The organism is Ostreiculturibacter nitratireducens (assembly GCF_032670585.1).
In the GTDB taxonomy this organism is placed as follows: Bacteria; Pseudomonadota; Alphaproteobacteria; order Rhodobacterales; family Rhodobacteraceae; genus Ostreiculturibacter; species Ostreiculturibacter nitratireducens.
The window spans coordinates 28210-51417 of the sequence record NZ_JAVQHL010000001.1 but is presented as its reverse complement, the minus strand read 5'-3'; the positions used below and the strand labels follow the sequence as shown (position 1 = coordinate 51417).

Annotated in this window: 22 protein-coding genes and 1 pseudogene; 10 read left to right on the top strand and 13 right to left on the bottom strand. The window is 65.7% G+C overall.

Going from position 1 to position 23208, the window contains the following annotated elements; all coding sequences use genetic code 11:
• Positions 1-6: 6 nt before the first annotated feature.
• On the top strand, positions 7-990 hold the full coding sequence (locus ABCN56_RS00265; RefSeq protein ID WP_343078773.1) for a quinone oxidoreductase family protein: 984 nt from the start codon (positions 7-9) through the stop codon (positions 988-990).
• A gap of 22 nt (positions 991-1012) precedes the next feature.
• Here the strand turns inward: ABCN56_RS00265 and ABCN56_RS00260 are convergent.
• Positions 1013-1967: pseudogene (locus ABCN56_RS00260) on the bottom strand (agmatinase).
• An 80-nt stretch (positions 1968-2047) separates the two neighbouring features.
• Positions 2048-2647 (bottom strand): HNH endonuclease, encoded by a 600-nt coding sequence (locus ABCN56_RS00255; protein ID WP_343078772.1) that lies wholly within the window; start codon positions 2645-2647, stop codon positions 2048-2050.
• 243 nt (positions 2648-2890) lie between these two features.
• On the opposite strand from ABCN56_RS00255, the gene ABCN56_RS00250 reads away from it, so the two are divergent.
• The gene (locus tag ABCN56_RS00250) at positions 2891-3328 is read left to right on the top strand and encodes a VOC family protein (protein WP_343078771.1); all 438 of its coding nucleotides are present in this window, start codon (positions 2891-2893) and stop codon (positions 3326-3328) included.
• A gap of 4 nt (positions 3329-3332) precedes the next feature.
• Here the strand turns inward: ABCN56_RS00250 and ABCN56_RS00245 are convergent, their stop codons facing one another.
• Entirely contained in the window at positions 3333-3998 is a 666-nt protein-coding gene (locus tag ABCN56_RS00245) for an alpha/beta hydrolase (protein ID WP_343078770.1), read from the bottom strand.
• Complete coding sequence (locus tag ABCN56_RS00240) at positions 3995-4624, bottom strand: DNA-3-methyladenine glycosylase family protein (protein ID WP_343080081.1); 630 nt, start codon at positions 4622-4624, stop codon at positions 3995-3997. The genes ABCN56_RS00245 and ABCN56_RS00240 overlap by 4 nt, the downstream gene beginning before the upstream one ends.
• 76 nt (positions 4625-4700) lie before the next feature.
• On the opposite strand from ABCN56_RS00240, the gene ABCN56_RS00235 reads away from it, so the two are divergent.
• Complete coding sequence (locus ABCN56_RS00235) at positions 4701-5918, top strand: MFS transporter (protein WP_343078769.1); 1218 nt, start codon at positions 4701-4703, stop codon at positions 5916-5918.
• Between the two features lie 65 nt (positions 5919-5983).
• Here the strand turns inward: ABCN56_RS00235 and ABCN56_RS00230 are convergent, their stop codons facing one another.
• From ABCN56_RS00230 to cysS, 3 genes are read right to left on the bottom strand one after another with little or no spacing between them, the layout of a single operon-like run.
• On the bottom strand, positions 5984-6751 hold the full coding sequence (locus ABCN56_RS00230; protein WP_343078768.1) for a phytoene/squalene synthase family protein: 768 nt from the start codon (positions 6749-6751) through the stop codon (positions 5984-5986).
• Positions 6748-8370, bottom strand: a complete 1623-nt coding sequence (gene cimA / locus ABCN56_RS00225) for a citramalate synthase (protein WP_343078767.1) — start codon at positions 8368-8370, stop codon at positions 6748-6750. The genes ABCN56_RS00230 and cimA overlap by 4 nt, the downstream gene beginning before the upstream one ends.
• A complete protein-coding gene (gene cysS, locus ABCN56_RS00220) occupies positions 8367-9848 on the bottom strand; it encodes a cysteine--tRNA ligase (protein WP_343078766.1) in 1482 nt (493 codons plus the stop codon). Before cysS ends, cimA begins: the two co-directional genes overlap by 4 nt.
• Before the next feature lie 251 nt (positions 9849-10099).
• Between cysS and ABCN56_RS00215 the strand changes: the two genes are divergently transcribed.
• Positions 10100-11272: a pyridoxal phosphate-dependent aminotransferase gene (locus tag ABCN56_RS00215; RefSeq protein ID WP_343078765.1), complete on the top strand. Its 1173-nt coding sequence runs from the start codon at positions 10100-10102 to the stop codon at positions 11270-11272.
• An 11-nt stretch (positions 11273-11283) separates the two neighbouring features.
• On the opposite strand, the gene ABCN56_RS00210 is transcribed toward ABCN56_RS00215, so the two are convergent.
• Positions 11284-11856, bottom strand: a complete 573-nt coding sequence (locus ABCN56_RS00210; protein WP_343078764.1) for a DUF6778 family protein — start codon at positions 11854-11856, stop codon at positions 11284-11286.
• Between ABCN56_RS00210 and ABCN56_RS00205 the strand changes: the two genes are divergently transcribed.
• The 3 genes from ABCN56_RS00205 to ABCN56_RS00195 all read left to right on the top strand — a co-directional run bounded on the left by ABCN56_RS00205 (position 11855) and on the right by ABCN56_RS00195 (position 14579).
• Positions 11855-12103: a hypothetical protein gene (locus tag ABCN56_RS00205; RefSeq protein WP_343078763.1), complete on the top strand. Its 249-nt coding sequence runs from the start codon at positions 11855-11857 to the stop codon at positions 12101-12103. The two genes, ABCN56_RS00210 and ABCN56_RS00205, sit on opposite strands and share 2 nt — an antisense overlap.
• A 239-nt stretch (positions 12104-12342) precedes the next feature.
• Positions 12343-13737, top strand: a complete 1395-nt coding sequence (locus tag ABCN56_RS00200; RefSeq protein WP_343078762.1) for a pyridoxal phosphate-dependent decarboxylase family protein — start codon at positions 12343-12345, stop codon at positions 13735-13737.
• Positions 13734-14579, top strand: a complete 846-nt coding sequence (locus ABCN56_RS00195) for a TPM domain-containing protein (protein ID WP_343078761.1) — start codon at positions 13734-13736, stop codon at positions 14577-14579. The genes ABCN56_RS00200 and ABCN56_RS00195 overlap by 4 nt, the downstream gene beginning before the upstream one ends.
• Before the next feature lie 25 nt (positions 14580-14604).
• Here the strand turns inward: ABCN56_RS00195 and ABCN56_RS00190 are convergent, their stop codons facing one another.
• Positions 14605-15207 (bottom strand): outer membrane protein, encoded by a 603-nt coding sequence (locus ABCN56_RS00190; RefSeq protein ID WP_343078760.1) that lies wholly within the window; start codon positions 15205-15207, stop codon positions 14605-14607.
• A gap of 396 nt (positions 15208-15603) precedes the next feature.
• On the opposite strand from ABCN56_RS00190, the gene ABCN56_RS00185 reads away from it, so the two are divergent.
• The gene (locus tag ABCN56_RS00185) at positions 15604-17145 is read left to right on the top strand and encodes a trimethylamine methyltransferase family protein (protein ID WP_343078759.1); all 1542 of its coding nucleotides are present in this window, start codon (positions 15604-15606) and stop codon (positions 17143-17145) included.
• Positions 17146-17187: 42 nt separating this feature from the next.
• Here the strand turns inward: ABCN56_RS00185 and ispG are convergent, their stop codons facing one another.
• The 3 genes from ispG to hemA form a co-directional block, all read right to left on the bottom strand.
• Positions 17188-18309: a flavodoxin-dependent (E)-4-hydroxy-3-methylbut-2-enyl-diphosphate synthase gene (gene ispG, locus ABCN56_RS00180; protein WP_343078758.1), complete on the bottom strand. Its 1122-nt coding sequence runs from the start codon at positions 18307-18309 to the stop codon at positions 17188-17190.
• Between the two features lie 68 nt (positions 18310-18377).
• On the bottom strand, positions 18378-19574 hold the full coding sequence (locus ABCN56_RS00175) for a helix-turn-helix domain-containing protein (RefSeq protein ID WP_343078757.1): 1197 nt from the start codon (positions 19572-19574) through the stop codon (positions 18378-18380).
• A 109-nt stretch (positions 19575-19683) separates the two neighbouring features.
• Positions 19684-20907, bottom strand: coding sequence for a 5-aminolevulinate synthase (gene hemA, locus ABCN56_RS00170; protein WP_343078756.1), 1224 nt, complete (start codon positions 20905-20907; stop codon positions 19684-19686).
• Positions 20908-21147: 240 nt separating this feature from the next.
• Between hemA and ABCN56_RS00165 the strand changes: the two genes are divergently transcribed.
• On the top strand, positions 21148-22521 hold the full coding sequence (locus tag ABCN56_RS00165) for a M20/M25/M40 family metallo-hydrolase (RefSeq protein ID WP_343078755.1): 1374 nt from the start codon (positions 21148-21150) through the stop codon (positions 22519-22521).
• Positions 22518-22961, top strand: coding sequence for a GNAT family N-acetyltransferase (locus tag ABCN56_RS00160; protein ID WP_343078754.1), 444 nt, complete (start codon positions 22518-22520; stop codon positions 22959-22961). Before ABCN56_RS00165 ends, ABCN56_RS00160 begins: the two co-directional genes overlap by 4 nt.
• Here the strand turns inward: ABCN56_RS00160 and ABCN56_RS00155 are convergent.
• On the bottom strand, positions 22958-23203 hold the full coding sequence (locus tag ABCN56_RS00155; RefSeq protein ID WP_343078753.1) for an RND transporter: 246 nt from the start codon (positions 23201-23203) through the stop codon (positions 22958-22960). The two genes, ABCN56_RS00160 and ABCN56_RS00155, sit on opposite strands and share 4 nt — an antisense overlap.
• Positions 23204-23208: the final 5 nt, after the last annotated feature.

Here is a 23208-nt window from a genome sequence, read left to right as displayed (position 1 = left end):
GACACCATGACGACAGAGGCGAAGACGGTCATCATCGAGGAATTCGGCGGGCCAGAGAAACTGAAGCTCGTAACGCGCCCCGTCGGAGAGCCCGGCCCGGGCGAGGTCCGGATCGCCCACAAGGCCGCAGGTCTCAACTTCATCGACGTCTATCAGCGCACCGGCGTCTACCAGCTCACGCTTCCTGCGGCCCTCGGCATGGAGGCCGCCGGCGTGATCGAGGCCGTGGGCGAGGGTGTGACGCACCTCAAACCCGGCGACCGCGCCGCCTATGCCTCCCAGCCACCCGGCGCCTATTCCGAAGCGCGCGTAATGCCTGCCGCACAGGTCTGCCCCCTGCCCGACGCAATCGGCTTCGAGGAGGGCGCCGCACTCATGCTCAAGGGGCTGACGGTCCAGTATCTGTTCCGCCGCACCACGCCCATCGCCGCCGGCGATAGCGTCCTCTTCCACGCCGCTGCAGGCGGGGTCGGCCTCATCGCCTGCCAATGGGCCCGCTCCGAGGGGATCAACCTCATCGCCACCGCCGGTTCGGACGAGAAATGCCAGCTCGCCCTCGACCACGGCGCGGCTCATGCGATCAACTACCGGACCGAGGACTTCGCGAAGCGCGTGCGCGAAATCACGGGGGGCAAGGGCGTCGACGTCGTCATGGATTCCGTCGGCAAGGACACCTTCGAGGGCTCTCTGGACAGCCTCAAGCCCGTCGGCATGATGATCTGCTTCGGCGCCGCATCGGGGCCGGTTCCGCCCCTGAACATCATGACGCTCGCCGCGAAAGGATCGCTGAAGATCACCCGTCCGACGATCTTCACCCATATTGCCGACCACGTGACCTGCCAGGACATGGCGCGCGATCTCTTCGCGAAGGCAACGTCGGGAGCCGTGAAGGTCAGGATCGACCAACGCTTCCCGCTTGCCGATGTGGCGGAGGCTCACCGCGCGCTGGAGGCCCGTGCCACCACCGGTTCAACCATCCTGACGATCTGAGCGAAGGGCGCCTGAACAGGATTCAGGCGCCACCGACCATCAAGCAGAGGATCTTGAACAGGATCGACGCCCCCAGCCACGCTGTGATACCGCCGTTGTCGAAGGGCGGCGAAACCTCGACGAGGTCCGCAGCGACGATCTTTTCTCCTTCCAGTTCGCGCAGAACCTGCCGGGCCTGGAAGGAGTTCGGGCCGCCGACTTCGGGCGTCGCGGTGCTCGGGGCGAAGGCGGGATCGACGAAATCGATGTCATAGGACAGATAGGCCGGCCGCTCCCCGAGGATGGCGCGCGCCTCGGCCATCACGTCGCGAACGCCACGGGCAAAGAATTCCGCGATCGTCACGATCCGGATGCCGTGCGCCTTGGCGAAGTCCCTGTCCTCGTCGTCGTAGGCCGTCCCGCCGATCCCGATCTGGATCATCCGCACGGGATCGAGAAGCCCTTCCTCCACTGCCATCCGGAACGGGTTCCCTCGCGTCAGGGCCGTGCCGCCGAAGTAGGGAGGGAAAAGGTCCGTGTGGCTGTCAAAATGCACGAGGCCAAGCGGTTCTTCGGCGGCGCCCCCCTCAGCATCGGCAGCGTGCAGAGGTGATCGCCGCCCACGGCCAGCGGGCGGATGCCCGTCGCCTTCAGCCGCCCGGCAAGGTCGCGATCCAGTCCAGCGTGTCTTCCGTATCGACCGGGTTCGGCTCCACGTCGCCCATGTCCGCGCAGCGAGCGGCCTCGAATGGTCTCAGCCCCGTCGCCGGATGTTGCGCCCGGATCATCATCGAGGCGTCGCGCAAAGCCCTTGGCCCGTGGCGCGCGCCCGGCTGGTTCGATGTTCCGCCATACCAGGGAAGGCCGACGAACCCGACCTCCACTTCCTCTGCGCGCGGATGGTCCAGCCCCACCTGCGGCACGCGCATGAAGGTCGGCACCCCGGCGAAACGCGGCAGCGTCATGCCCGAAACCGGGTGAAAGAACTTGTCGGTCATGGAGGTCCCCGAGCGCATTTGCGTTCTCGATCTGCGCGGGGGCGGACGCCGCCAAGGCACATGTACCTGTCTGGCGCGGCTCAGGCCTCCAGTTCCGCATCCCAGTAGAGGAAGTCGAGCCAGCTGTCGTGCAGGTAGCCCGGCGGGAACTTGCGCCCGGCATTGCGCATCTCTTCCGAACTGGGCTGGCGCGGCGGCTTCCTGAGGTGCATACCGACCTGTCTCAGCGTCTTTGAGCCCTTTCGCAGGTTGCAGGGCGAGCAGGCCGCGACGACGTTTTCCCAACTCGTCACGCCGCCGCGAGAGCGCGGGATGACGTGATCGAAGGTCAGATCTCCCTTCGAACCACAGTACTGACAGCAGAATTCGTCCCTCAGGAAAAGATTGAAGCGCGTGAAGGCCACGCGCTTCTGGGGTTTCACGTAATCCTTCAGCACCACGACCGAGGGTATTCGCATCGCCATCTGCTGGCTTCGGACCACCTCTTCGTATTCGGCGAGGATGATCACGCGGTCAAGGAACACCGCCTTGATGGCGTCCTGCCAGGGCCAGAGCGACAGCGGGTAGTAGGACAGCGGGCGGTAGTCGGCGTTGAGGACGAGCGCGGGAAATTGCTTCAGCGCGGATGGTTCGCGCACGAAGCTCGTCCTGAAATCGCTACTCTCCGCGCCGTCCAGCATGAGTGACTCCGTCCTCGCTCTGCCTGCCCGTCTCGGCACCAGAGCGGGGGAACCCGCCCCAGCTTGAAATTACTATATATCGCGTTCTTGTGCTGACAAGCCCCGCGATGTGCGATTCGCCTGATGATTTGTCTGGCCCGCTTCCATGACGGCTTCGTGACGCATCCACAGGTCGCACAGGAGATACCCACAGGCTTGTCCCAAGGGCATGACAGAACGTTTCCCCCGTGGCAGAATTTGCGGATGGACAAGGATGACGCCCCCCTGCCCCTCGCGCCCCCGCCCGAAGCCGTTCTTGAAGCCGCCGTCTACGTGGACGACCTCGACGAAGCGGAGGCTTTCTACGGCGCCCTTCTCGGGCTTGAACGGATCGCGCGCGTGGGAAACCGCCACGTCTTCTACCGCCTTGGTCCGACCGTGCTTCTGGTCTTCAACCCTGCCGAGACGGAAAAGCCCAGCACCAATCCGAACCTTCCCGTGCCGCCGCACGGCGCGAAGGGTCCGGGCCATGTGTGCCTCGCCGCCACTGCTCTTGCGCTCCATGCCTGGCGCGACCGCCTCGAGGCGGCGGGTGTGCCGATAGAGGCGGATTTCCACTGGCCGAACGGCGCGCGTTCAATCTACTTCCGCGATCCGGCGGGTAACTCCGTCGAACTCTCAGAACCGCGTTTGTGGGAATAGCGCCTTACGCGCCCGGCAGATTTTCCTTCAGGAAGCTCAGCGCGACGCCCAATCCGTCGGGCGCGATGCCGTGGCCGGTTCCCTTCATGACGTGGCCATAGGTCGGGAAACCGGCGGCCGAAAGCGCCTCCCCGGCCTCCTGCATGCTGGCGAAGGGCACGACCTCGTCGCGGTCGCCATGAAGCAGCAGGACCGGCGGTTTCGAGACCGCTTCCGCCGCAAGCCGCGCCGGGTCCAGGAGCCGCCCGGAGAACGCGACGATCGCGGCCACGGGCTCGCTCCGCCGTGGCAGCACGTGCAACGCCATCATCGTGCCTTGCGAGAACCCGATCACCGCCAGCCGGGACGCGGGAAGCCCCTCCTCTTGCAGCTGGGCGTCGAGGAAGGCGTCAAGATCCGCCGCCGAACGCACAAGCCCCGCCTCTGCCGCTTCCTGAGACGAGCCGTCGAGCCACGGGATCGGGAACCACTGGTAACCGAAGGGCGTGCCGAAGGGGCGCTCCGGCGCGTCAGGGGCGACGAAGACCGTATCGGGCAAGTGCGGCCCGAGCGGGTCGGCAAGGCTCAGAAGATCGGCCCCATCCGCACCGTAGCCATGCAGGAACACGACCATGGAGCGCGCCGTCCCGGACACAGGCGCCCGCCGCCCAAAGTTCAATTCTCGTGTCATGTCACCCCCTCACGGTTCTTCGCCGCGCGGTAATAGGCCCAGAGAGCGCGCGCCGCAACGGCACGCCAGGGCGACCAGGGCTCTGCCAGCCGCCGCAACTCTGCGTCCCGCGGCCTTGTCGGCAGATCGAACAGAAGGCGCGCGGCCTCCTGAAGGGCAAGATCGCCTGCCGCGAAGACATCCGCACGTCCGAGCGCGAACATCGCGTAGATCTCCGCCGTCCAGCGCCCGACGCCCGGCACGGCGACGAGCGTGGCTATCACCTCCACATCCGGAGCCTGCCTCAGCGCGGCATAGTCTATCCCCGCTTCCGAGAGAGCCCGGACATAGCGCGCTTTCGGGCGCGACAGCCCGCAAGCGCGAAGAGCTTCCTCCCCCGAGGAGGCCACGGCCTCGGGCCGGTCGAGACCCGCCGCCTCCAGCCGCGCGAGGATCGCTCGCGCGGAAGCCACGCTGACCTGCTGGCTGACGATCGCGTCGAGAAGCGCCCCGAAGCCGTCGTCCCTCCGCCGAAGCGGCAGCGGACCCGTCACGGTCAGAGCGCGCGCAAAAAGTGGCTCGCGTTTGGCGAGCCAGTCCGCGCCTTCCGCTACGTCCGCATCGGTTCTGATGATCCTGCCCACCATGCGCGGAACCTGCCCGATTGTCGCGGAGGCCACCAGCCCTCTTCCCGACCGCCCCGCCAAACGCTAGGAATGCGCCATGACATACGTCGCCGCCCCCCTCCCCGACGATACGCGCGCCAAGCGAAACGTCACCGTTCTCGTCCTCGCCCAGGCGCTGGTCGGGGCGCAGATGCCGATGATCTTCACCATCGGCGGCCTCGCGGGACAGTCACTCGCGTCAAACCCCTGCTTCGCGACGCTTCCCATCACGCTCATCGTGTTGGGCTCGATGCTCTCGGCGACACCTCTTTCCGCGATCATGCAGCGCCATGGACGCAGGGCGGGTTTCTGGGTCGGCACGCTTGGTGGCGCGGCCGGCGCGACCGTCGGCGCCTACGGGCTCTGGCTTGGCTCCTTCCCGGTCTACCTCGCAGGATCGCTGCTGACCGGCATCTACATGTCAGCGCAGGGCTTCTACCGCTTCGCCGCGGCCGACGCGGCTTCCGACGAATACCGCCCCAAGGCGATCTCGTATGTCATGGCGGGTGGGCTCGTATCCGCAATCGTGGGCCCGCAACTCGTGAAGGCGACGACGGGCGCGATGGTCGTGCCGTTCCTTGGCACCTACCTGATGGTGATCGTCCTGAACGCCATCGGTGCCGCCCTGTTCCTCTTCCTTGACGCACCGCGACCGAAGGCACCCGAAGAAGGCGCCCCGCAGGGCCGCACGCGGCTCGAAATGCTGCGCGAACCGACCATCCTCGTCGCGATGATCTGCGCGATGGTCAGCTACGCGCTGATGAATCTCGTGATGACCTCGACGCCGCTCGCCATCGTCGGCTGCGGCTTCGGAACCTCAGACGCGGCCGACGTGGTCTCCGCCCACGTGCTGGCGATGTTCGCGCCGTCCTTCTTCACCGGCCATGTCATCGCCCGCCTCGGCGCCGTGAAGGTCATGGGGATCGGCCTCGCCATCCTCGCGGGCGCCGGTGCGGTCGCGCTCTCGGGCGTCGAACTCACGCAGTTCTACGTGGCGCTGGTCCTTCTCGGCATCGGCTGGAACTTCGGCTTCATCGGCGCGACCGCCCTTCTCGCCTCCGCGCATACGCCGGAAGAACGCGGCCGGATCCAGGGCGTGAACGACCTCGTGGTCTTCGGCGGCGTCACCACCGCGTCGCTCTCCTCCGGCATGCTCATGAACTGCTCGGGCGCGGGCGTCATCGCGGGCTGGCAGGCGGTGAACATCGCGATGCTGCCATTCCTCATGCTGGCGGGCGCCTCGCTCATCTGGCTCGTGCTGCGCCCAAAGACCTGAGGCGTCGGCATTTCACGCCCCGCCCCATGGGACATACCTGCCAGAAGCTGCGCAGGACCGGCGTGCTACCAGCGCCCCGTGACAGCGCGAAGGAGAAGGCTTGCGCGGCGGCCGAACTCGGAGCGCGAAAGCCTGCCCTCTTCGACGCGGCTGGCCTCCGCCGCCACGCGGGACAGCACCCAGCGCGCCTGCCAGCCGGGAAGCAGAGCAGGCACGGCCGTGGCGGGGACAAGTCGTCCGCTGGCGCGGGCCGCGGCGATCCGTGTGAGGCCCGAACGTGCCAGCTCAGCCAGGTCAGCGTCCGGCAACGGGCGGCGCCCCCGGGCGGCGAGCTCCGGCACGGCACGCAGGTAAGCCGCCAGCCCTGCGGCCCAGGCAAAATCCCGAACGGCCGCTTCAGCTTCCGGTGGCGCATCGAGCGCCAGCGCGGCCGCCCACATCAGGTTGCCAGAAGTCCGGTCGAGGTAGTCCGAAAACGCGGCGAGGTCGGTGAACGGTTCCGTCTCCAGATCGCTGCGACGCGCCTCTGTCATCGTTTCGAGAAGCGACGCCGGAATCCCGGTCCCGGAAACGAGTTCAGCAAGCGGTCCTGCAACGTCGTGCGCCGGGTGCTTCGCGCCCTCGCCGATCCCAGCGACGGTATCCGCCCACCACTGAAGGCGCATTTCTCCGATCATCGGCTCGGTCGATGTCCAGGGTGCGCGCGAAATCTCGATGTTGAAGGCGTAGAGCGGCCAGAGCCGCGCCCGCGCCTCGGGCGGCGCGGCCATCGTCGCAAGGAACCGGTCGGGGTCCGCCCGTTCAACGAGCGCCGCGCAGGCCGCGAGGCTCATGCCGGGGCTACCCCGTCACGCACGAGTTTCCAGATGATCGCATCGAGGAGTGCCTCGAAGCTCGCATCCACGATGTTCGGCGACACGCCGACCGTGGACCAGCGGTGCCCGGCCCCATCCTCGCTGTCGATGATGACCCGCGTCACGGCCTCGGTGCCGCCCTGCGTGATCCGGACCTTGAAATCCACGAGCTTCATGTCGTCGATCGCGGCCTGATAGGGCCCGAGGTCCTTGGCCAGCGCCTTGGCGAGCGCGTTGACCGGACCACGGTCACTTCCGGTTTCGTCCATCGATTCAGAGACCGACAGCTTCTTCTCGCCACCGATCTTCACGACGATGACCGCCTCCGACAGGCTGACCATCTGGTTGTACTTGTTCTTCCGCCGCTCCACGGTGACGCGGTAGCGCTTCACCTCGAAGAAGTCCGGCAGGATGCCGAGTTCGCGCCGCGCGATCAGTTCGAAAGACGCCTGCGCCCCGTCATAGGCATAGCCCATGTCCTCGCGCGCCTTGATGGTCTCGAGGATGCGCGAAAGGCTTGCGTCACCGGGGCTGACCTCGATTCCGGCGGAGGCGAGGCGCGCGCGCAGGTTCGACTGACCGGCCTGGTTCGACATCGGGATGACGCGCTCGTTCCCGACCATTGCGGGATCGATGTGCTCGTATGTCGTCGGGTCCTTCAGGATCGCAGAGGCGTGGAGCCCCGCCTTGTGCGCGAAGGCCGACGCCCCGACATAGGGCGCGCTGCGCAGTGGCACCCGGTTCAGGATGTCGTCGAGAAGCCGCGAAGCGCGCAGAAGCCCCCTGAGCGCGTCCAGGCTCACGCCGGTTTCGAACCTGCTCGCATAGGGCTCCTTCAGGAGAAGCGTCGGGATCAGCGACGTGAGGTTCGCGTTGCCGCAGCGTTCCCCGAGGCCGTTCAGCGTTCCCTGGATCTGCCGCGCACCCGCATCGACCGCGGCCAGAGAGCAGGCCACCGCGTTGCCGGTATCGTCATGGCAGTGGATGCCGACCCGGTCGCCCGGGATGCCCGCCGCGATCACCTCGGCGGTGATCCGGCCGACCTCGGCGGGCAGCGTGCCGCCGTTCGTATCGCAAAGGACGATCCAGCGCGCCCCGGCCTCGTGCGCGGCCTTCAGGCAGCTCAGCGCGTAGTCGCGGTTCGCCTTCCAGCCGTCGAAGAAATGCTCCGCGTCGAAAAGCGCCTCACGCCCCTTGGCGACCATGTGCCGGACCGAGGCGGCGATGTTCTCGACGTTCTCGTCGAGTGTCACACCCAGTGCGGTCGTGACATGGAAGTCATGCGTCTTGCCCACGAGGCAGACCGCCGGAGTGCCCGCGTTCATCACGGCCGCCAGCACGTCGTCGTTCTCGGCACTGCGGCCCGCGCGCTTCGTCATCCCGAAGGCGGTGAAGATCGCGCGCGTCTCCGGGCGGCGCGCAAAGAAATCGCTGTCCGTGGGGTTTGCCCCCGGCCAGCCACCCTCGATGTGATCCAGGCCGAGCGCGTCCAGCACCTCGGCGATCTGGATCTTCTCGGGAACCGAAAACTGCACGCCCTGCGTCTGCTGCCCGTCGCGCAGCGTCGTGTCGTAGAGGTAGAGGCGTTCCCTGGTCATCCCAGCCCCTCCAGCTTCGCTGGGTCGAAATTCGGCCCCAGTTCCCATTCCGCACCTTTAGGCGTGTCTTTCACCACAACGCCCGCGCTCGCCAAGCCATCCCGAATCTGGTCGGAAAAGGTGTAATCTTTCCTTTGCCGTGCCTCATCACGCTTTCGCAGCAATTCCAGGACCAACTGATCAATATGATCGCCGCTGACAACTCGAGCATTCGCTGCCACTCGGGCATGAGCTTTGATGTGAACGGTGCGATCGAATACTCTCGGCCGCCAATCCCAGTCAGCAAGCTCCTCCGTCAGTAGCCCCAAAAGCTGCGCCGAGGCCAAAAGCCCCGAAAAGTCCTGAGCATGCGAGAGTTGGTGCAACTCGGCGACGGCACCGGCAGTGTTCAAATCATCCGCCAATGCCTCGAGAACGGCTATGTGCGGCTCCCCGGCCGCTGCGCCCTCTGTCTGCGTCCGCCACTTCCTGAGCGTCGCCGCGACCTCCCGCGCCTTCTCCTCGGTCCAGTCCATCGGCTTGGAATAGTGCGTTGACATGTAGACGAACCGTATCACCTCGCCTGGGACCTTCCAGCCACCGGACCAGTTTCCCTCGAGGAGGTCGCGCACCGTGAAGAAGTTGCCGAGAGACTTCGACATCTTCCGGCCCTCGACCTGCAGCATCTCGTTGTGCATCCAGAAGCGGGCGAAGCCGGCCTCCGGATGGGCGCACATGGACTGCGCGATCTCGTTCTCATGGTGCGGGAACTGCAGGTCGATCCCGCCGCCGTGGATGTCGAAGGTCTCGCCCAGAAGCTCGTGCGACATGGCGGAGCATTCGATGTGCCAGCCCGGCCGTCCGCGCCCCCAGGGGCTTTCCCAACCCGGCAGATCGTCCGTGGAGGGCTTCCACAGCACGAAGTCCATCGGGTCTTCCTTGAAGGGAGCCACCTCGACTCGCGCACCTGCGATCATGTCGTCGACGGAGCGGCCCGAGAGCTTGCCATAGTCCTTGTAGGACCGGACCCGGAAGAGGACGTGCCCATCCTTCGCGTAGGCGTGGCCCTTGGCGATCAGGTCCTCGATCATCTCGATCATCGCCCCGATCCACTCGGTCGCGCGCGGTTCCTTCGTCGGGCGCAACGCGCCAAGCGCGTCCATGTCGGCGTGGTACCAGGCGATCGTCTCGTCCGTCAGAGAATGGATGATCTTTTCCAGTGGCCGCGCGTCGCCCGCGGCCTTCATCTCGGCCGCGCGCGCATTGATCTTGTCGTCGACGTCGGTGAAGTTCCGGACGTAGGTGACGTGGTCTTCCCCGTAAACCTGCCGCAGAAGCCGGAAAAGAACGTCGAACACGACCACCGGCCGCGCGTTACCGAGGTGCGCCCGGTCATAGACCGTGGGGCCGCAGACATACATCCGCACATTGTCGGGATCGATCGGCTCGAACCTCTCCTTCGTGCGTGTCTTCGTGTTGTAGAGCCTGATCTCGAACATGGTCTCCTCGCGCGCGCGTTCCCGCGGCGGGCCTATCAGGTTCGTCTTGTCTTTGGAACAGAGGAACGGCCCGCCAGACTTGCGTCAGCCGGTAATGCAGATGATGCAGATGATGCCGTTCGTCCTCATGGTCCGGATACTTAGACCATGCCGCGGACGCTGCCAAGATGCCGTTGCGTCGCGCATCGCCCCGCAGCCCTTGCCCTTCGCGCCGTTTCGTGTTTGCTCCGGGGCCGGGCCAGGAGGACGCCATGAAACTCGCGAACCGCATAGACCACATGACCGGCGGCACTCCGGACGGTTGGGAAATCTATTACCGCACCCGTGACATGATCGCAGCGGGAGAGAAGATCCTGAACCTCACGATCGGCGAGCATGACGTGAAGACGGACCGGGCGATCCTCGACGCGATGCACGGTTCAGCGGTCCGCGGAAACACCGGCTACAGCTTCGGCGAAGGAAACGTTGCGCTCCGCGAGGAGATCGCCGGGCGCGTCGCGGCACGGACCGGCGTGCCGACGACGGCGCAGAACGTCATGGTGACGACCGGCGGCCAGGCCGCGCTCTTCACCAGCCACATGGTGCTTCTGGACGCGGGCGACCGGGCGCTGTTTTGCGATCCTTACTACACCACCTATCCCGGCACGATCCGCGCCACCGGGGCCGTCGCGGTGGCGGTTCCCACCCGCTCATCCGAGGACTTCCAGCCGCAGGAAGCGGCGATTTCCTCGGTCGCGCAGGGCGCGAAGACGCTTCTCATCAACACGCCGAACAACCCGACCGGCACTGTCTATTCCCGCCAGACGCTCGAAGGGATCGCGCGGGCCGTGAAGGCGCATGACCTGTGGCTCATCTCGGACGAGGTCTATGACACGCAGGTCTGGGACGGCGAGCATCTCTCGCCCCGCACGCTTCCCGGCATGGCGGAGCGCACCGTCGTCGTGGGCTCCATGTCGAAAAGCCACGCGATGACCGGATCGCGCCTCGGCTGGGTAATCGCACCCGAACCGGTGATCAGGGCCATCGCGGCGCTCGCCACGAACATGACCTACGGCGTTCCCGCGTTCATCCAGGATGCGGCGCTCTTCGCCCTGCGCCGCGGGGAAGGCTTCGAAGCTGAAGTCGCCGCGCCTTTCCGCCGTCGCCGCGAGATCGCGGCTCGCGTCCTAAAGGGAGCGAACGCGATCCGGGTGATCCCCGCGCAAGGGGCGATGTACCTGATGCTCGACATTCGTGCGACGGGGCTTTCCGGCAAGGAATTCGCTGTCCGTCTGCTCGAAGAGGAACGGATCGCCGTCATGCCGGGGGAAAGCTTCGGCCAGTCGGCCGCAGGTCACCTGCGGGTCGCCATGACGATCGACGACGAGAGGTTCGAGGAGGCGCTCACCCGGCTTGCAGCCTTCGCAGAGCGCCTCCTCCCTTGAATCAAGGATAATCAGCCGCCGATGCGGTTGAACTCCCCGCGTGGATCAGGTCCGACGCCGAGCCATCCGGCGATCGTCCGGCGGATCGCAGTCGTGATCACGTCTTTCTGGGTTGCACCCTGACGGCGGTATTCGACCGCCTTTGGCCCTGAGAAGGCCGCCGCATCCGCGTGGATTTCGGTGGGTCCGACGAGAATGGCGCCTGAAGCCGCATCCACCACGGAAGCCGTGAAGATGGTGTTGTGCACGCCGGCGTCTTCCAGCCGCCTCTCGGCCTCGAAAGTCAGTGCGTGGAAGCGTTGAAGCGTGATATCGATGGCAACCGCACGTGGGCCGTTCAGAGGCGCGGCGGCCTCGCTTGCCGCATCGCGGATGATCGCGGCGACCTGGGCCTTGCGGTCACCCTCCGGGTCCTCACGCCAGACGATGTCTGCCTGGGGGAAGATCGATTTCTGCTCCGAAACCTCCAGTTCATCCGGGACCGTCACACGCACCTCGGTCACCGTCCAGCCCCGCGAAACCGCTGGCTCGATCGGGGTGTCGTAGGAAATTCGGAAGGTCGACCCGCATCCTGCAAGCAGCATGACTGCCGCAATAGCCGCGGGCCGCACAAATCCCTTCAAAGTCGTCAGCAATGCCTGCCTCCTCGATGCGCCCGGCTTTCGCGACCACGCCTTCCGCCGGCACGTTTTCACAAATCAACCCGTCGCCCAGCATACCGCCGGGCCAATTAACGAGACGCTACAAGTATTTGGCTTTTTTCAGAACTTCCTTTGGACAAATAAAGTCGATGGCATGGCAAAAGGGAACTCGCGGCAAAAATGCCACTAATTACAGCTACTTCCGGTTGTCTTGAACGGAATCCCAAGCGGATAGCCCCCACGTCAAGCTCCGATGGCGCCAAGCCGAGGAGTCAGGAACTCATCCGGACGTGTTTTCGGGCGATTCTTCGCAAGCCATCCGTTCTGCAACCGCCTGTGGGACAGATGCACCAAGCTCTTCCGCGACCTTGACTTGACCCACCCCACGGGGGCCAACATGCCAAACCATCAACGGACCCGGGAAGAAAAATGGACCATGATGAGCTGAGAGAGTGGTCGAAGCGCGCGGCGGACTGGGTACATGACTACCATGCCAGCCTGCGCGACCGGCCCGTGCGGGCGCAGGTCGGTCCCGGTCAGGTTGCGGCCCAACTCCCGACGTCCGCCCCGGAATCCGCCGAGCCCATGGAACAGATCATCTCCGACTTCGACCGGATCGTTCCCGGAGCGATGACACACTGGCAGCATCCTCGCTTCTTCGCCTACTTCCCGGCGAACGCCGCGCCCGCCTCGATGCTGGCCGAACAGCTGGCCAACGGCATGGCCGCCCAGGCGATGCTTTGGCAGACCGCTCCGGCCGCGAACGAGATCGAGTCCGTCATGATGGGCTGGCTCCGCGACGCTCTCGGCCTCGCGGACCACTTTACCGGCACGATCCACGACAGCGCGACGACGGCGACGCTATCGGCGGTCCTCACGATGCGCGAGCAGGCGCTGGGTTGGGAGGGGAACAAGACCGGCCTCTCCGCCCTGCCCCGGCTGCGCCTCTACGCAAGCGCCGAAACCCATTCCTCGGTCGACAAGGCCGCGCGCATCGCCGGGATCGGGCAGGAGAACCTGATCAAGATTCCTACTGACATGCACGACGCCATGAAGCCCGGCGCGCTTGCTGGCGCGATCCGCGCGGACCGGGCAGAGGGCTACGTTCCCACCGGCCTCATCCTTTGCGCGGGCGGCACGGCGATCGGCGCCTTCGACCGCATCGCCGACACGATCGAGGTGGCGAAATCCGAAGGGCTTCCCGTCCATGTCGACGCCGCCTGGGGCGGTTCGGCGATGATCTGCCCCGAATTCCGCAACCTTTGGGAAGGAGTGGACGGCGCCGATTCCATCGTCTTCAACCCGCACAAATGGCTCGGCGCGCAGTTCGACTGCGCCGTGCAGTTCCTCGCGGATCCCGCGCCGCAGATCCGCACGCTCGGGCTCAGGCCCGACTACCTCCAGACGCTCGGCCGGGATGAGATCGTGAACTACAATGAATGGACGGTTCCGCTTGGCCGCCGCTTCCGCGCACTGAAGCTCTGGTTCGTGCTGCGCGCCTACGGCCTCGAAGGGCTGCGCAACCGCATTCGCAACCACGTCGCGTGGTCCCGCGAGCTGCGCGACGCTCTCGCCGCCCTGCCGGAGGTGGAGATCGTCACCGAGCCCAATCTGTCGCTCTTTAGCTTCGCCCTCTCGTCGGGCGACCGCGCGACCGAGGCACTCCTCGCCCGGATCAACGACGACGGCCGCGTCTACCTTACCCAGACCCGGGCGCGCGGGCGCTTCGTGATCCGCGTGCAGGTCGGCCAGTTCGACTGTACGCGCGAGGATGTGATGACCGTGCGCGATGTCGTGGCCGAGCTCAAGGAGGGCCTCGAATGATCCGCGCCCTAGCACTTGCCACGGCTTTCCTGCTTCCCGGCCTTGCCTGCGCGGAACCCTATCCGACCTACGAAAGCGTTCTCGTCAACGACTATGCCGAGGTGATCGGGCCCGAGGCTGAGGAACGGATCGCCAAGGTGCTGCAGGAACTTCGCGATGACACTGGCGTAGAAGCGACCGTGCTGACCATCCGAAGCAGAAAGGACTATGACGCCTCGCCATCCATAGAGGCTTTCGCTCTCGGTCTGTTCAACAATTGGGGCATCGGTGACGCGACCCGGAACGACGGCATCCTCATCCTCGTGGCGAGAGATGACCGCGAGATGCGTGTGCAACTCGGCGCGGCATACCATCAGGGTTTCGACGTGCTCGCACAGGAGGTGATCAACGCGGATTTCCTCCCCGATTTCCGGGACGGAGACTACCAGACGGGACTCGAGCGTGGCACCAATGCCGTCATTGCCCGCATCGCAAGACCTCACGCAGAGGGATTGCCACCACCGGAACCCGAAAAGGACGGCGGCACGACCCTCCCGTTCTTCTTCCTGGCGGCAGCTGTGATTGCGGTCATGCGGCCCGTCAGAAATCGGATCGGCGACATCGTCACCCGGTTTCGCAGATGTCCCAAATGCGGCCGGCGCGGTCTTTCGAGAGACCGCAGCATCGAAACGCAGGCGACGAAAGAGGCGCCGGGGCGAGGTCTGACCGTCACGTTGTGCAGGAACTGCGATTGGCGGGACGAGAAGAGCTACACGATCCCGAAGCGCTCTTCGTCCCGCTCGTCCGGAGGGTCGTTCGGCGGAGGCCGATCATCCGGCGGCGGCGCAACGGGGCGCTGGTGAGATCACCCGCGCCCCGCGCTTTGGCCTAGAAGCGGAAGTTCGCGTTGAGCCCGACGGTCGTCGCATCGACATCGACACCGGAGCCGTCGAAGTCGTCAAACTTGTGCAGCAGCAGTTCGCCGCCAAGCGACCAGTTTGCGCCCATCATGTATTCGGCGCCGATGCCGCCATACCAGCCGGTGTCGGAATAGCTGGTGCCGCCGATATCCCCATCGGCATAGGCCGCGCCGGCCGTCGCATAGACCAGCGTATTCCCGAGGTCCGCGCCGGCACGCAGGCCAAGCCGCGCGATCGAGTCAATGGAACCCGCACCGCCGTCGAGTTCAATCTCGGACGCATCGTAGTTCAGCGTTGCGCCAAGCACCCAGCTGCCGAAATCGTAGTCGTAGCCGGCACCCAGGCCGTAAAGAACGCCGTCGCCTTCGTCGGCGCCCGCGTCGACATTGCCGTAGCCAAGCCGCAGGCCGACGTAGCCGCCGGTCCAGTCACCGGTTACCGGCGCAACCACAACCGGGGCCGGAGCGGGCGCTGGTTCGACGACCGGCTCGGAAAGCCCGCCGGCCATCGCCGGTGCGGCGAGGGGCGCGGCAAGCGCGGAAAGAAGGGCAAATCTCACTGCCTTTTTCATCGCGGTCTCTCCTATTGACCATTTTCAATGAAGGCTCGTTGGCCTCAGGCACTCACATGAGTGTATCCGAAAAGAAGTCCAACTGCCCTCACGAGGGCGTGACACGGCCCGAGCGACTTCCTGCTGCATCGGAAGCCAGTAAACGGCGGCCCTTCGCGCATGCAGAATGCGACCGCATTTCAAATACGACAGCCGCGGCGCAAACGGAACAGACGCGCGGCCCGGCATGGCGCGACGATCCACTTCAAGTGGAGGAACATCATGCCGGGTTGCGACTGGAAGATCGTGCTTGTCGGCCGCACCATCGGTGCAAGGCGGGGTCGGGCTGCGCGTGGCGGTCCGGCTGGGATCTAAGCCCCGCTTTAGTGCCAACCCCACCTTTTGGACTGCCCTCAGATGAACGAAATCAATCCTTCCCGCCGCTCCGGCGGTCGCGCTGCTCGCCACGCCCTCCGCGCCGCGCCTCTTGCCGAAGACCGCCGCCCGGTGCGCGCGGGCCTTTCTGGCGGGCAATACGCGCCCCTGACCGAGGCCGGCGTTGCCCGTATCCACCAGGCCGCCCTCGACGCGCTCGAACAGATCGGCCTCGCGGACGCGCCCGAAAGCGGCGTGGAGATCCTTACCGGTGCGGGTGCCGTACTGGGTGACGACGGCCGAATCCGCTTCCCCCGCGCGCTCGTCGAGGACATGCTGGCCGTTGCCGCGCGAGACATCACGCTCTGCGGGCGCGATCCGAAGAACGACCTCCTGCTATCCGGCACCCGCGTCCATTACGGCACCGCCGGCGCGGCCGTGCACGTCGTGGACGTCGAGAAGCGCGAATACCGCGATTCAACCGTGCAGGACCTGTTCGACGCCGCCCGCATCGCCGACCGGCTGGACAACATCCACTTCTTCCAGCGCGCCATGGTCTGCCGCGACATCACCGACAACTTCGAGATGGATCTGAACACCATCTACGCCTGCTGCCGCGGCACAACGAAACACGTAGGCACCAGCTTCACCGACCCGGATTTCGTCGATCGCTGCTTCGACCTCATCCACATGATCGCGGGTGGCGAGGAGGCCTGGCGCGCGCGGCCCTTCATCTCGAACTCGAACTGCTTCGTCGTCCCGCCGATGAAGTTCGCGACCGAAAGCTGCCGGGTGATGGAGAAGTGCATCCGCCACGGCATGCCGGTGCTTCTGCTCTCCGCGGGCCAGGCCGGTGCGACCGCGCCGGCCCCGATCGCCGGGGCCATCGTACAGGCCGTGGCCGAATGCCTCGCGGGCGTGGTCTACGTGAACGCAATGGCGCCCGGATTCCCCGCGATCTTCGGTACCTGGCCATTCGTCTCGGACCTCCGGACCGGCGCGATGTCGGGCGGGTCGGGCGAGCAGGCCCTTCTGACGGCGGGCTGTGCGCAGATGCACCGCTTCTACGGCCTGCCGGGCGGCGCCGCCGCCGGCATCGCCGACGCCAAGCTTCCCGACATGCAGGCGGGATGGGAACAGGCGACGTCGAACGTGATGGCCGGACTTTCGGGCCTGAACATGATCTACGAGGCGGCGGGGATGCACGCCTCGCTCCTCGGTTTCTGCATGGAAAGCCTGATCCTCGGGGATGACCTCATCGGGCAGAGCCTGCGCTGCGTGCGCGGGATCGAAGTCACCGAGGATTCCGTGAGCCTCGACGTGATGCGCCGGGTCTGCCTCGACGGTCCTGGCCACTACCTCGGCCACGAACAGACGCTCGGCCTCATGCAGACCGAATACATCTACCCGAGCCTTGGCGACCGGACCTCGCCGAAGGAGTGGGTGGAACAAGGCCGACCGGACCTTCTGCAGAAGGCCACCGCGCGAAAGCATGCGATCCTTGTGGAACCGTCTCGCGCCGCCTTCCCGACGGACCTCGACACGGCAATTCGCGCGCGGTTCCCGATCCGGCTTCCCGCCTGAGGATATCCAAGCAGGCTGCGTGCCTTCGGGCGCGCGGCCGCCCTACTCCGCCGCGTCCTTGGCGGCCTCGATCTCTGCCGCCTTCGCTTCGACCAGTTCGACGATGTGGTCGATCATGCGCTCGTTCGACATCTTGTGGCTCTGCTTGCCGGCCAGATAGACCATGCCCGCGTCCTTGCCCCCGCCGGTGAAGCCGATGTCAGTCATCAGCGCCTCGCCCGGGCCGTTTACCACGCAGCCGATGATCGACAGGCTCATCGACGTGGTGACATGCGCGAGTCGCTCTTCCAGCGCCGAGACCGTCTTGATCACGTCGAACCCCTGCCGCGCACAGGACGGGCAGGAGATGATCGTGACGCCCCGGTGCCGGAGCCCGAGCGACTTCAGTATCTCGTACCCGACTTTCACCTCTTCGACCGGATCGGCCGAGAGCGAGACGCGGATCGTGTCGCCGATCCCTGACCACAAGAGGTTGCCAAGCCCGATCGCGGACTTCACGGTGCCGGACACGAACCCGCCCGCCTCGGTGATACCAAGGTGGATCGGCGCGTCCGTCGCCTCTGCCAGCGCCTGGTAAGCGGCGGCGGCAAGGAAGACATCCGAGGCCTTGGCGCTTATCTTGAACTCGTGGAAATCGTTGTCCTGCAAGAGTTTGACATGCTCCAGCGCGCTTTCCACCATCGCCTCGGGACAGGGCTCGCCGTATTTCTCCAGAAGATGCCGTTCCAGCGACCCCGCATTTACCCCGATCCGAATCGAGCACCCGTGATCCTTCGCCGCACGCACGACCTCTGACACGCGCTTCGCGTCGCCGATATTCCCGGGGTTGATGCGCAGGCAGGCCGCTCCGGCCTCCGCCGCCTCGATCGCCCGCTTGTAGTGGAAATGGATGTCCGCAACGATCGGCACCGGGCTTTCGGCGACGATCTCGCGCAGAGCCCGCGTGGAGGCTTCGTCCGGCGTCGACACGCGGACGATGTCGGCCCCGGCCACGGCGGCGCGCTGGACCTGCTCGATCGTGGCCTTTGCGTCGGAAGTGTCGGTGTTTGTCATGGTCTGCACCGAGATTGGCGCATCGCCCCCGACAGGGACATTGCCGACCATGATCTGGCGCGACTTGCGACGGGAAATGTTGCGCCACGGGCGGACGTGGTTCATCGACATTTGGAAAGGCTTTCGGCGTTTCGGTCGGGCAGAGACATAGTCGCTGCCAGCCCGCAGGGCAACGCCCCCTACTGCGTGGGCGAGGCTTCTGCCACGTTCACGATGTTCGCGAGTTCGGGATCCTGCGTGACGTCGGCCAGCGCGTAGGCGCCAAGCAAGGCGTCGGGCGAGAGGACGACGTTCTTCACCACCTGAGCGCCCGGGGCAGCCGGCCCGTAGGTGTCCCCGTTCACCGCGAAATAGACCGCGCCCGAGTTACCGGCGTGCAGCGTAGGCGGTTCTTCCGACTTCGGCAGCGCATAGCGTTCGCCGGCATCGAGGATCTTCTCGAAGATCACGGTGCCATCCGCGCCCGTCACCCGAACCCAGGCCGGGCGCACTGCCAGAAGTTCGACCGCCGGCGCATCCTCGGCAACGGTGCGAACGACCGGGCTCTCTTCCTCGGCTGAAACCGCCTCGGCGACAGCCATGGCAATAGCATCGGTCTGCGGCGACGCCAGCGCGCCCACGGTATTCGGATCGATCGCGGCGATGGGACCGTCGCGGGCCACGAGAACCGGGACGTCCAGCGCCTGCGGCCGGTAGAGCCGGTCGAACGCGTCCGTCGAGGGAAGCTGTACGGCGACCTGTTCGTCGCCCTCAGACGGCAGAACGTCGCCCGGCGAAGCCGTCGCGGCCGGGATCGGATCCAGTTCCGCCACGAGGCCAGGGGCCTGGTCAACGGGGGCCAACTGAACCTTCTGGACCTCCTGAAGAACGGTCCAGCCGCCATAGCCGATACCGAAGGCCAAGAACGCCAGGACGAGCACCGAGCCGACCGCGCCGGGCTCGACCCCGTGGAAGAAACCCTTGCCCTGAGGAACGAAGGAAGCGTTCGGATTGGCCAGGGGTTCGCTGTATTCCACCTTCTGGCGCGGCTTCGGCTTCGGCCCGGAGGCTTCCGCCGACATGCCATGCGAGACGGTGAAGTTCGCTTCCTGGCAGAACCTCTTGTAGGCCCACTCCGGATCGAGCCCGAGGTATCGCGCGTAGGAGCGGACGTAGCCCGCGACGAAGCCCGGCGTCTCGAAGGCCGAGACATCGGCATTCTCGATCGCGGCGACATAGCTCGCCTTGATCTTCAGTTCGCGTTGGACATCGAGAAGGGATTTTGCAAGCGTGGCCCGTTCGCCGCGCATGATATCCCCCAGGCGCAGCTCATAGTCGTCAAAGCCTTTCGGCTTGTCCTCGACCTGCGTCGAAGGTGTGGCCCTCCGCCCGATCATTCGCCTGTCCCTGACCCCTGATCCCCGTGACGGCGATTCGTGCCGTCCAGTGCTCTGCTATTTAAGAGTTTCTACCACAGCGCAAGGTAAGTTGCACATGCAGAAACGATCAGGCGCTCAGTTCGGCACGATTCAGCGCACAGCGAGACCAGAGGGCGTCCATGGCCCTGACGAGCCTGTCGATTTCACCGGAGTCATGCACGGGCGAAGGCGTGAAGCGCAGGCGCTCCGTCCCGCGCGGCACGGTCGGGAAATTGATCGGCTGGACGTATATGCCGTAGTCCTCGAGCAGCATGTCCGACAGTGCCTTGCAGTGCTTGGGATCGCCGACATGTACCGGGACGATATGGCTTCCGTGGTCGGTGATCGGCAGGCCGAGCCCCTTGAGCCGCATCTTGAGGATGCGCGCGTTTTCCTGCTGCTTGTCGCGCAGCCCCTGGTCGGTCTTGAGGTGACGGACCGAGGCCGCCGCCCCAGCCGCAACCGCCGGCGGCAGCGAGGTCGTGAAGATGAAGCCCGGCGCGTAAGACCGCACCGCATCACACATTTTCGCCGAAGCGGCGATGTAGCCGCCCATCACGCCATAGGCCTTGGCGAGCGTGCCGTTGATGATGTCGATCCGGTGCATGAGCCCGTCACGCTCGGCCACGCCGGCGCCGCGCGGGCCATACATGCCGACCGCGTGAACCTCGTCGATATAGGTCAGCGCGCCGAATTCGTCGGCGATGTCGCAGATCGCCTCGATCGGTCCGAAATCACCGTCCATCGAGTAGATCGACTCGAAGGCTATGAGCTTCGGCGCGGCAGGATCGTCGGCCTCAAGGAGCGACCGCAGGTGCGCCAGATCGTTGTGGCGGAAGATGCGCTTCGCCCCGCCGTTGCGGCGGATGCCTTCGATCATCGATGCGTGGTTCAGCTCGTCCGAGTAGATGATGAGACCGGGGAAAAGCTTCGGCAGCGTCGAAAGCGTCGCGTCATTCGCGATATAGGCGGAGGTGAAGACCAGCGCCGCTTCCTTCTGGTGGAGGTCCGCCAGTTCGGCCTCGAGCCGCTTGTGGTAGACGGTCGTGCCCGAGATGTTGCGCGTCCCGCCGGAACCGGCGCCCGTCGCGTCCAGCGCCTCGTGCATGGCGGAGAGGACAGCCGGATGTTGCCCCATGCCGAGGTAATCGTTGCCGCACCATACGGTGATTTCACGCTCCGTCCCGTCGGGACGGCGCCAGATGGCCTTTGGGAAGGCGCCGCGCGCCCGTTCGATGTCGATGAAGGTGCGATAGCGCCCCTCCTCGTGCAGCCGTCGGATCGCCGTATCGAGCGCGCCTTCGTAATCCATTGCCGCGTTTCCCTTTTCCGTTCTCTCAGGGCAGAACCGTGCCCGGGTCCGGTTCAGATCGCCTTGATATCGGTCAAAAGGCGAAAAGGCGAGGGCACATAATGTCGCTGCCGGATTCGGGCATGGGCATCCCCCCCCACGCAAAAAACATAGCACCGGCAAAGCGAAAGGGCGAGTACATCTGGACGAAGTCAATGGTCCTGATAGGCTCTCCGGAGCTTCCCGAACCGGAGACCGAAGATGAGCCTCGACGCCGTTCTTGCCCGCATCGACGAAACGCTGCCGGACTCGCTGGACCGGCTGATGTCACTCCTGCGCATCCCGTCGATTTCCACGGACCCCGCCTTCAAGGATGACTGCGCCCGGGCGGCGGAATGGCTGGCCGAGGATCTGCGCGGACTGGGCTTCGACGCCGCATCGCGGCCCACGCCGGGGCATCCGATGGTGGTGGGCCACGCCGGCGGCACGGGACGGCACCTCCTCTTCTACGGCCATTACGACGTCCAGCCGGTCGATCCCCTGAACCTCTGGGACCGCGATCCCTTCGACCCCGCGGTCGAGGAGACGCCGAAGGGCAAGGTGATCCGCGGCCGTGGGTCTTCGGACGACAAGGGCCAGCTCATGACCTTCATCGAAGCCTGCCGGGCCTGGAAGCACGTGCACGGCTCGCTGCCGGGGAACCTCACCATCTTCCTAGAGGGCGAGGAAGAATCCGGCTCCCCCTCGCTCATTCCCTTCATGGAAAAGCACAGGGACGAACTCTCCGCCGATCTCGCCCTTATCTGCGACACAGGGCTGTTCGAGGAAACCGTGCCCGCCATCGTTACCATGCTGCGCGGACTTCTGGGCGAGGAACTGACGATCAAGGCCGCGACGAAGGATCTCCATTCCGGCATGTTCGGTGGCCCCGCGATCAACCCGATCCGGGTTCTGGCACGGATCATCGCCTCGCTTCACGACGAGGACGGGCGGGTAACGGTGCCCGGCTTCTACGACGGCGTGGAGGAGCTTTCGGACGAGGTTCGCGCCCAGTGGCAGGCACTCGCCTTCGACCACGCGCGGTTCTTGGGCGAGGTCGGCCTTTCCGAACCCGCGGGCGAAAAGGATCGCACGCCGCTGGAGATGATCTGGTCGCGCCCGACCTGCGAGGTGAACGGGATCTGGGGCGGATACACCGGCGCCGGGTTCAAGACCGTCCTTCCGGCCGAGGCGCACGCGAAGATCAGCTTCCGCCTAGTCGGCAAGCAGGACCCGCTGAAGATCCGCGAAAACTTCCGCGCCCTCGTGCGCTCGATGCTGCCGCCGGACTGCGAGGTCGAGTTCGCGGACCACGGCGCCTCCCCCGCCGGGCAGATGGAGATTTCCGACCCCGCCTTCGAATCCGCGCGACAGGCGCTGACAGAGGAATGGGGTCGCCCTGCCGCCTTCGTCGGCTGCGGCGGATCGATCCCCATCGCGGGTTACTTCAAGACGATTCTCGGCATGGACGCGATGCTCGTCGGCTTCGGGCGCGACGACGACCAGATCCATTCCCCGAACGAGAAATACGACCTCGAGAGCTTCCACAAGGGTATCCGCTCCTGGGCGCGCATCCTGGCGCGCATCGCGGGATGAGCCTTGGGATTCGCGACGCCGCCCCCGGCGACGAGGCCCAATGGCGCCGGCTGTGGCGGGATTACCTGGACTACTACGGCGTCACGCTTGCCCCAGGCGTGGCCGACCGGACCTGGGCGCGAATCCTCGACGCGGACTGCAGCCTTTCCATGCGCGTGGCCGTCACCGATCGCGGGATCGTGGGATTCGCCATATATCTGGCGCATGAAAGCAGCTGGAGCCTGGCGCAGGACTGCTACCTCGAGGACCTCTTCGTGTCCGAAGCTGCCCGCGGGCGGGGCATCGGCCGGGCCCTGATCGAGGACGTGATCGCGCTGGCACGCTCCCGCGGCTATTCCCGGCTCTACTGGATGGCGGATCAGGAGAATGCGACCGCCCGGGCGCTCTACGACCGCTTCGCTGAGACGGATAACCACATCCGCTACCGGATGACGCTTTAGCGAACCATGGCCATCCGGCCGAGCTTAGCGAACAGAAGAAGCCAGGGCGCGGCGTGCAGGCAGAGATCGAAGATGTCGATCGGGCGCGTCAGCGTGCCCGCGAAAAGCATCTTCAGCTTTTCCCAGATATGCGGCTCCGGCACGAAGGGCGCGAGCCCAAGCGTCAGCGCGGCCAGAATCGCGATGTTGAGCGGGATGGTGTCGAGAAACTGCATGTCGCCCCCTTTTTCCAGGCGGAACATAGGCA

What these genes read in the sequence shown, in the direction of transcription:
- ABCN56_RS00265 (WP_343078773.1), top strand. Translation starts at nt 7, where the DNA reads ATGACGACAGAGGCGAAGACGGTCATCATCGAGGAATTCGGCGGGCCA.
- ABCN56_RS00255 (WP_343078772.1), bottom strand. Translation starts at nt 2,647, where the DNA reads ATGCTGGACGGCGCGGAGAGTAGCGATTTCAGGACGAGCTTCGTGCGC.
- ABCN56_RS00250 (WP_343078771.1), top strand. Translation starts at nt 2,891, where the DNA reads ATGGACAAGGATGACGCCCCCCTGCCCCTCGCGCCCCCGCCCGAAGCC.
- ABCN56_RS00245 (WP_343078770.1), bottom strand. Translation starts at nt 3,998, where the DNA reads ATGACACGAGAATTGAACTTTGGGCGGCGGGCGCCTGTGTCCGGGACG.
- ABCN56_RS00240 (WP_343080081.1), bottom strand. Translation starts at nt 4,624, where the DNA reads ATGGTGGGCAGGATCATCAGAACCGATGCGGACGTAGCGGAAGGCGCG.
- ABCN56_RS00235 (WP_343078769.1), top strand. Translation starts at nt 4,701, where the DNA reads ATGACATACGTCGCCGCCCCCCTCCCCGACGATACGCGCGCCAAGCGA.
- ABCN56_RS00230 (WP_343078768.1), bottom strand. Translation starts at nt 6,751, where the DNA reads ATGAGCCTCGCGGCCTGCGCGGCGCTCGTTGAACGGGCGGACCCCGAC.
- cimA (WP_343078767.1), bottom strand. Translation starts at nt 8,370, where the DNA reads ATGACCAGGGAACGCCTCTACCTCTACGACACGACGCTGCGCGACGGG.
- cysS (WP_343078766.1), bottom strand. Translation starts at nt 9,848, where the DNA reads ATGTTCGAGATCAGGCTCTACAACACGAAGACACGCACGAAGGAGAGG.
- ABCN56_RS00215 (WP_343078765.1), top strand. Translation starts at nt 10,100, where the DNA reads ATGAAACTCGCGAACCGCATAGACCACATGACCGGCGGCACTCCGGAC.
- ABCN56_RS00205 (WP_343078763.1), top strand. Translation starts at nt 11,855, where the DNA reads ATGACTGCCGCAATAGCCGCGGGCCGCACAAATCCCTTCAAAGTCGTC.
- ABCN56_RS00210 (WP_343078764.1), bottom strand. Translation starts at nt 11,856, where the DNA reads ATGCTGCTTGCAGGATGCGGGTCGACCTTCCGAATTTCCTACGACACC.
- ABCN56_RS00200 (WP_343078762.1), top strand. Translation starts at nt 12,343, where the DNA reads ATGGACCATGATGAGCTGAGAGAGTGGTCGAAGCGCGCGGCGGACTGG.
- ABCN56_RS00195 (WP_343078761.1), top strand. Translation starts at nt 13,734, where the DNA reads ATGATCCGCGCCCTAGCACTTGCCACGGCTTTCCTGCTTCCCGGCCTT.
- ABCN56_RS00190 (WP_343078760.1), bottom strand. Translation starts at nt 15,207, where the DNA reads ATGAAAAAGGCAGTGAGATTTGCCCTTCTTTCCGCGCTTGCCGCGCCC.
- ABCN56_RS00185 (WP_343078759.1), top strand. Translation starts at nt 15,604, where the DNA reads ATGAACGAAATCAATCCTTCCCGCCGCTCCGGCGGTCGCGCTGCTCGC.
- ispG (WP_343078758.1), bottom strand. Translation starts at nt 18,309, where the DNA reads ATGTCGATGAACCACGTCCGCCCGTGGCGCAACATTTCCCGTCGCAAG.
- ABCN56_RS00175 (WP_343078757.1), bottom strand. Translation starts at nt 19,574, where the DNA reads ATGATCGGGCGGAGGGCCACACCTTCGACGCAGGTCGAGGACAAGCCG.
- hemA (WP_343078756.1), bottom strand. Translation starts at nt 20,907, where the DNA reads ATGGATTACGAAGGCGCGCTCGATACGGCGATCCGACGGCTGCACGAG.
- ABCN56_RS00165 (WP_343078755.1), top strand. Translation starts at nt 21,148, where the DNA reads ATGAGCCTCGACGCCGTTCTTGCCCGCATCGACGAAACGCTGCCGGAC.
- ABCN56_RS00160 (WP_343078754.1), top strand. Translation starts at nt 22,518, where the DNA reads ATGAGCCTTGGGATTCGCGACGCCGCCCCCGGCGACGAGGCCCAATGG.
- ABCN56_RS00155 (WP_343078753.1), bottom strand. Translation starts at nt 23,203, where the DNA reads ATGTTCCGCCTGGAAAAAGGGGGCGACATGCAGTTTCTCGACACCATC.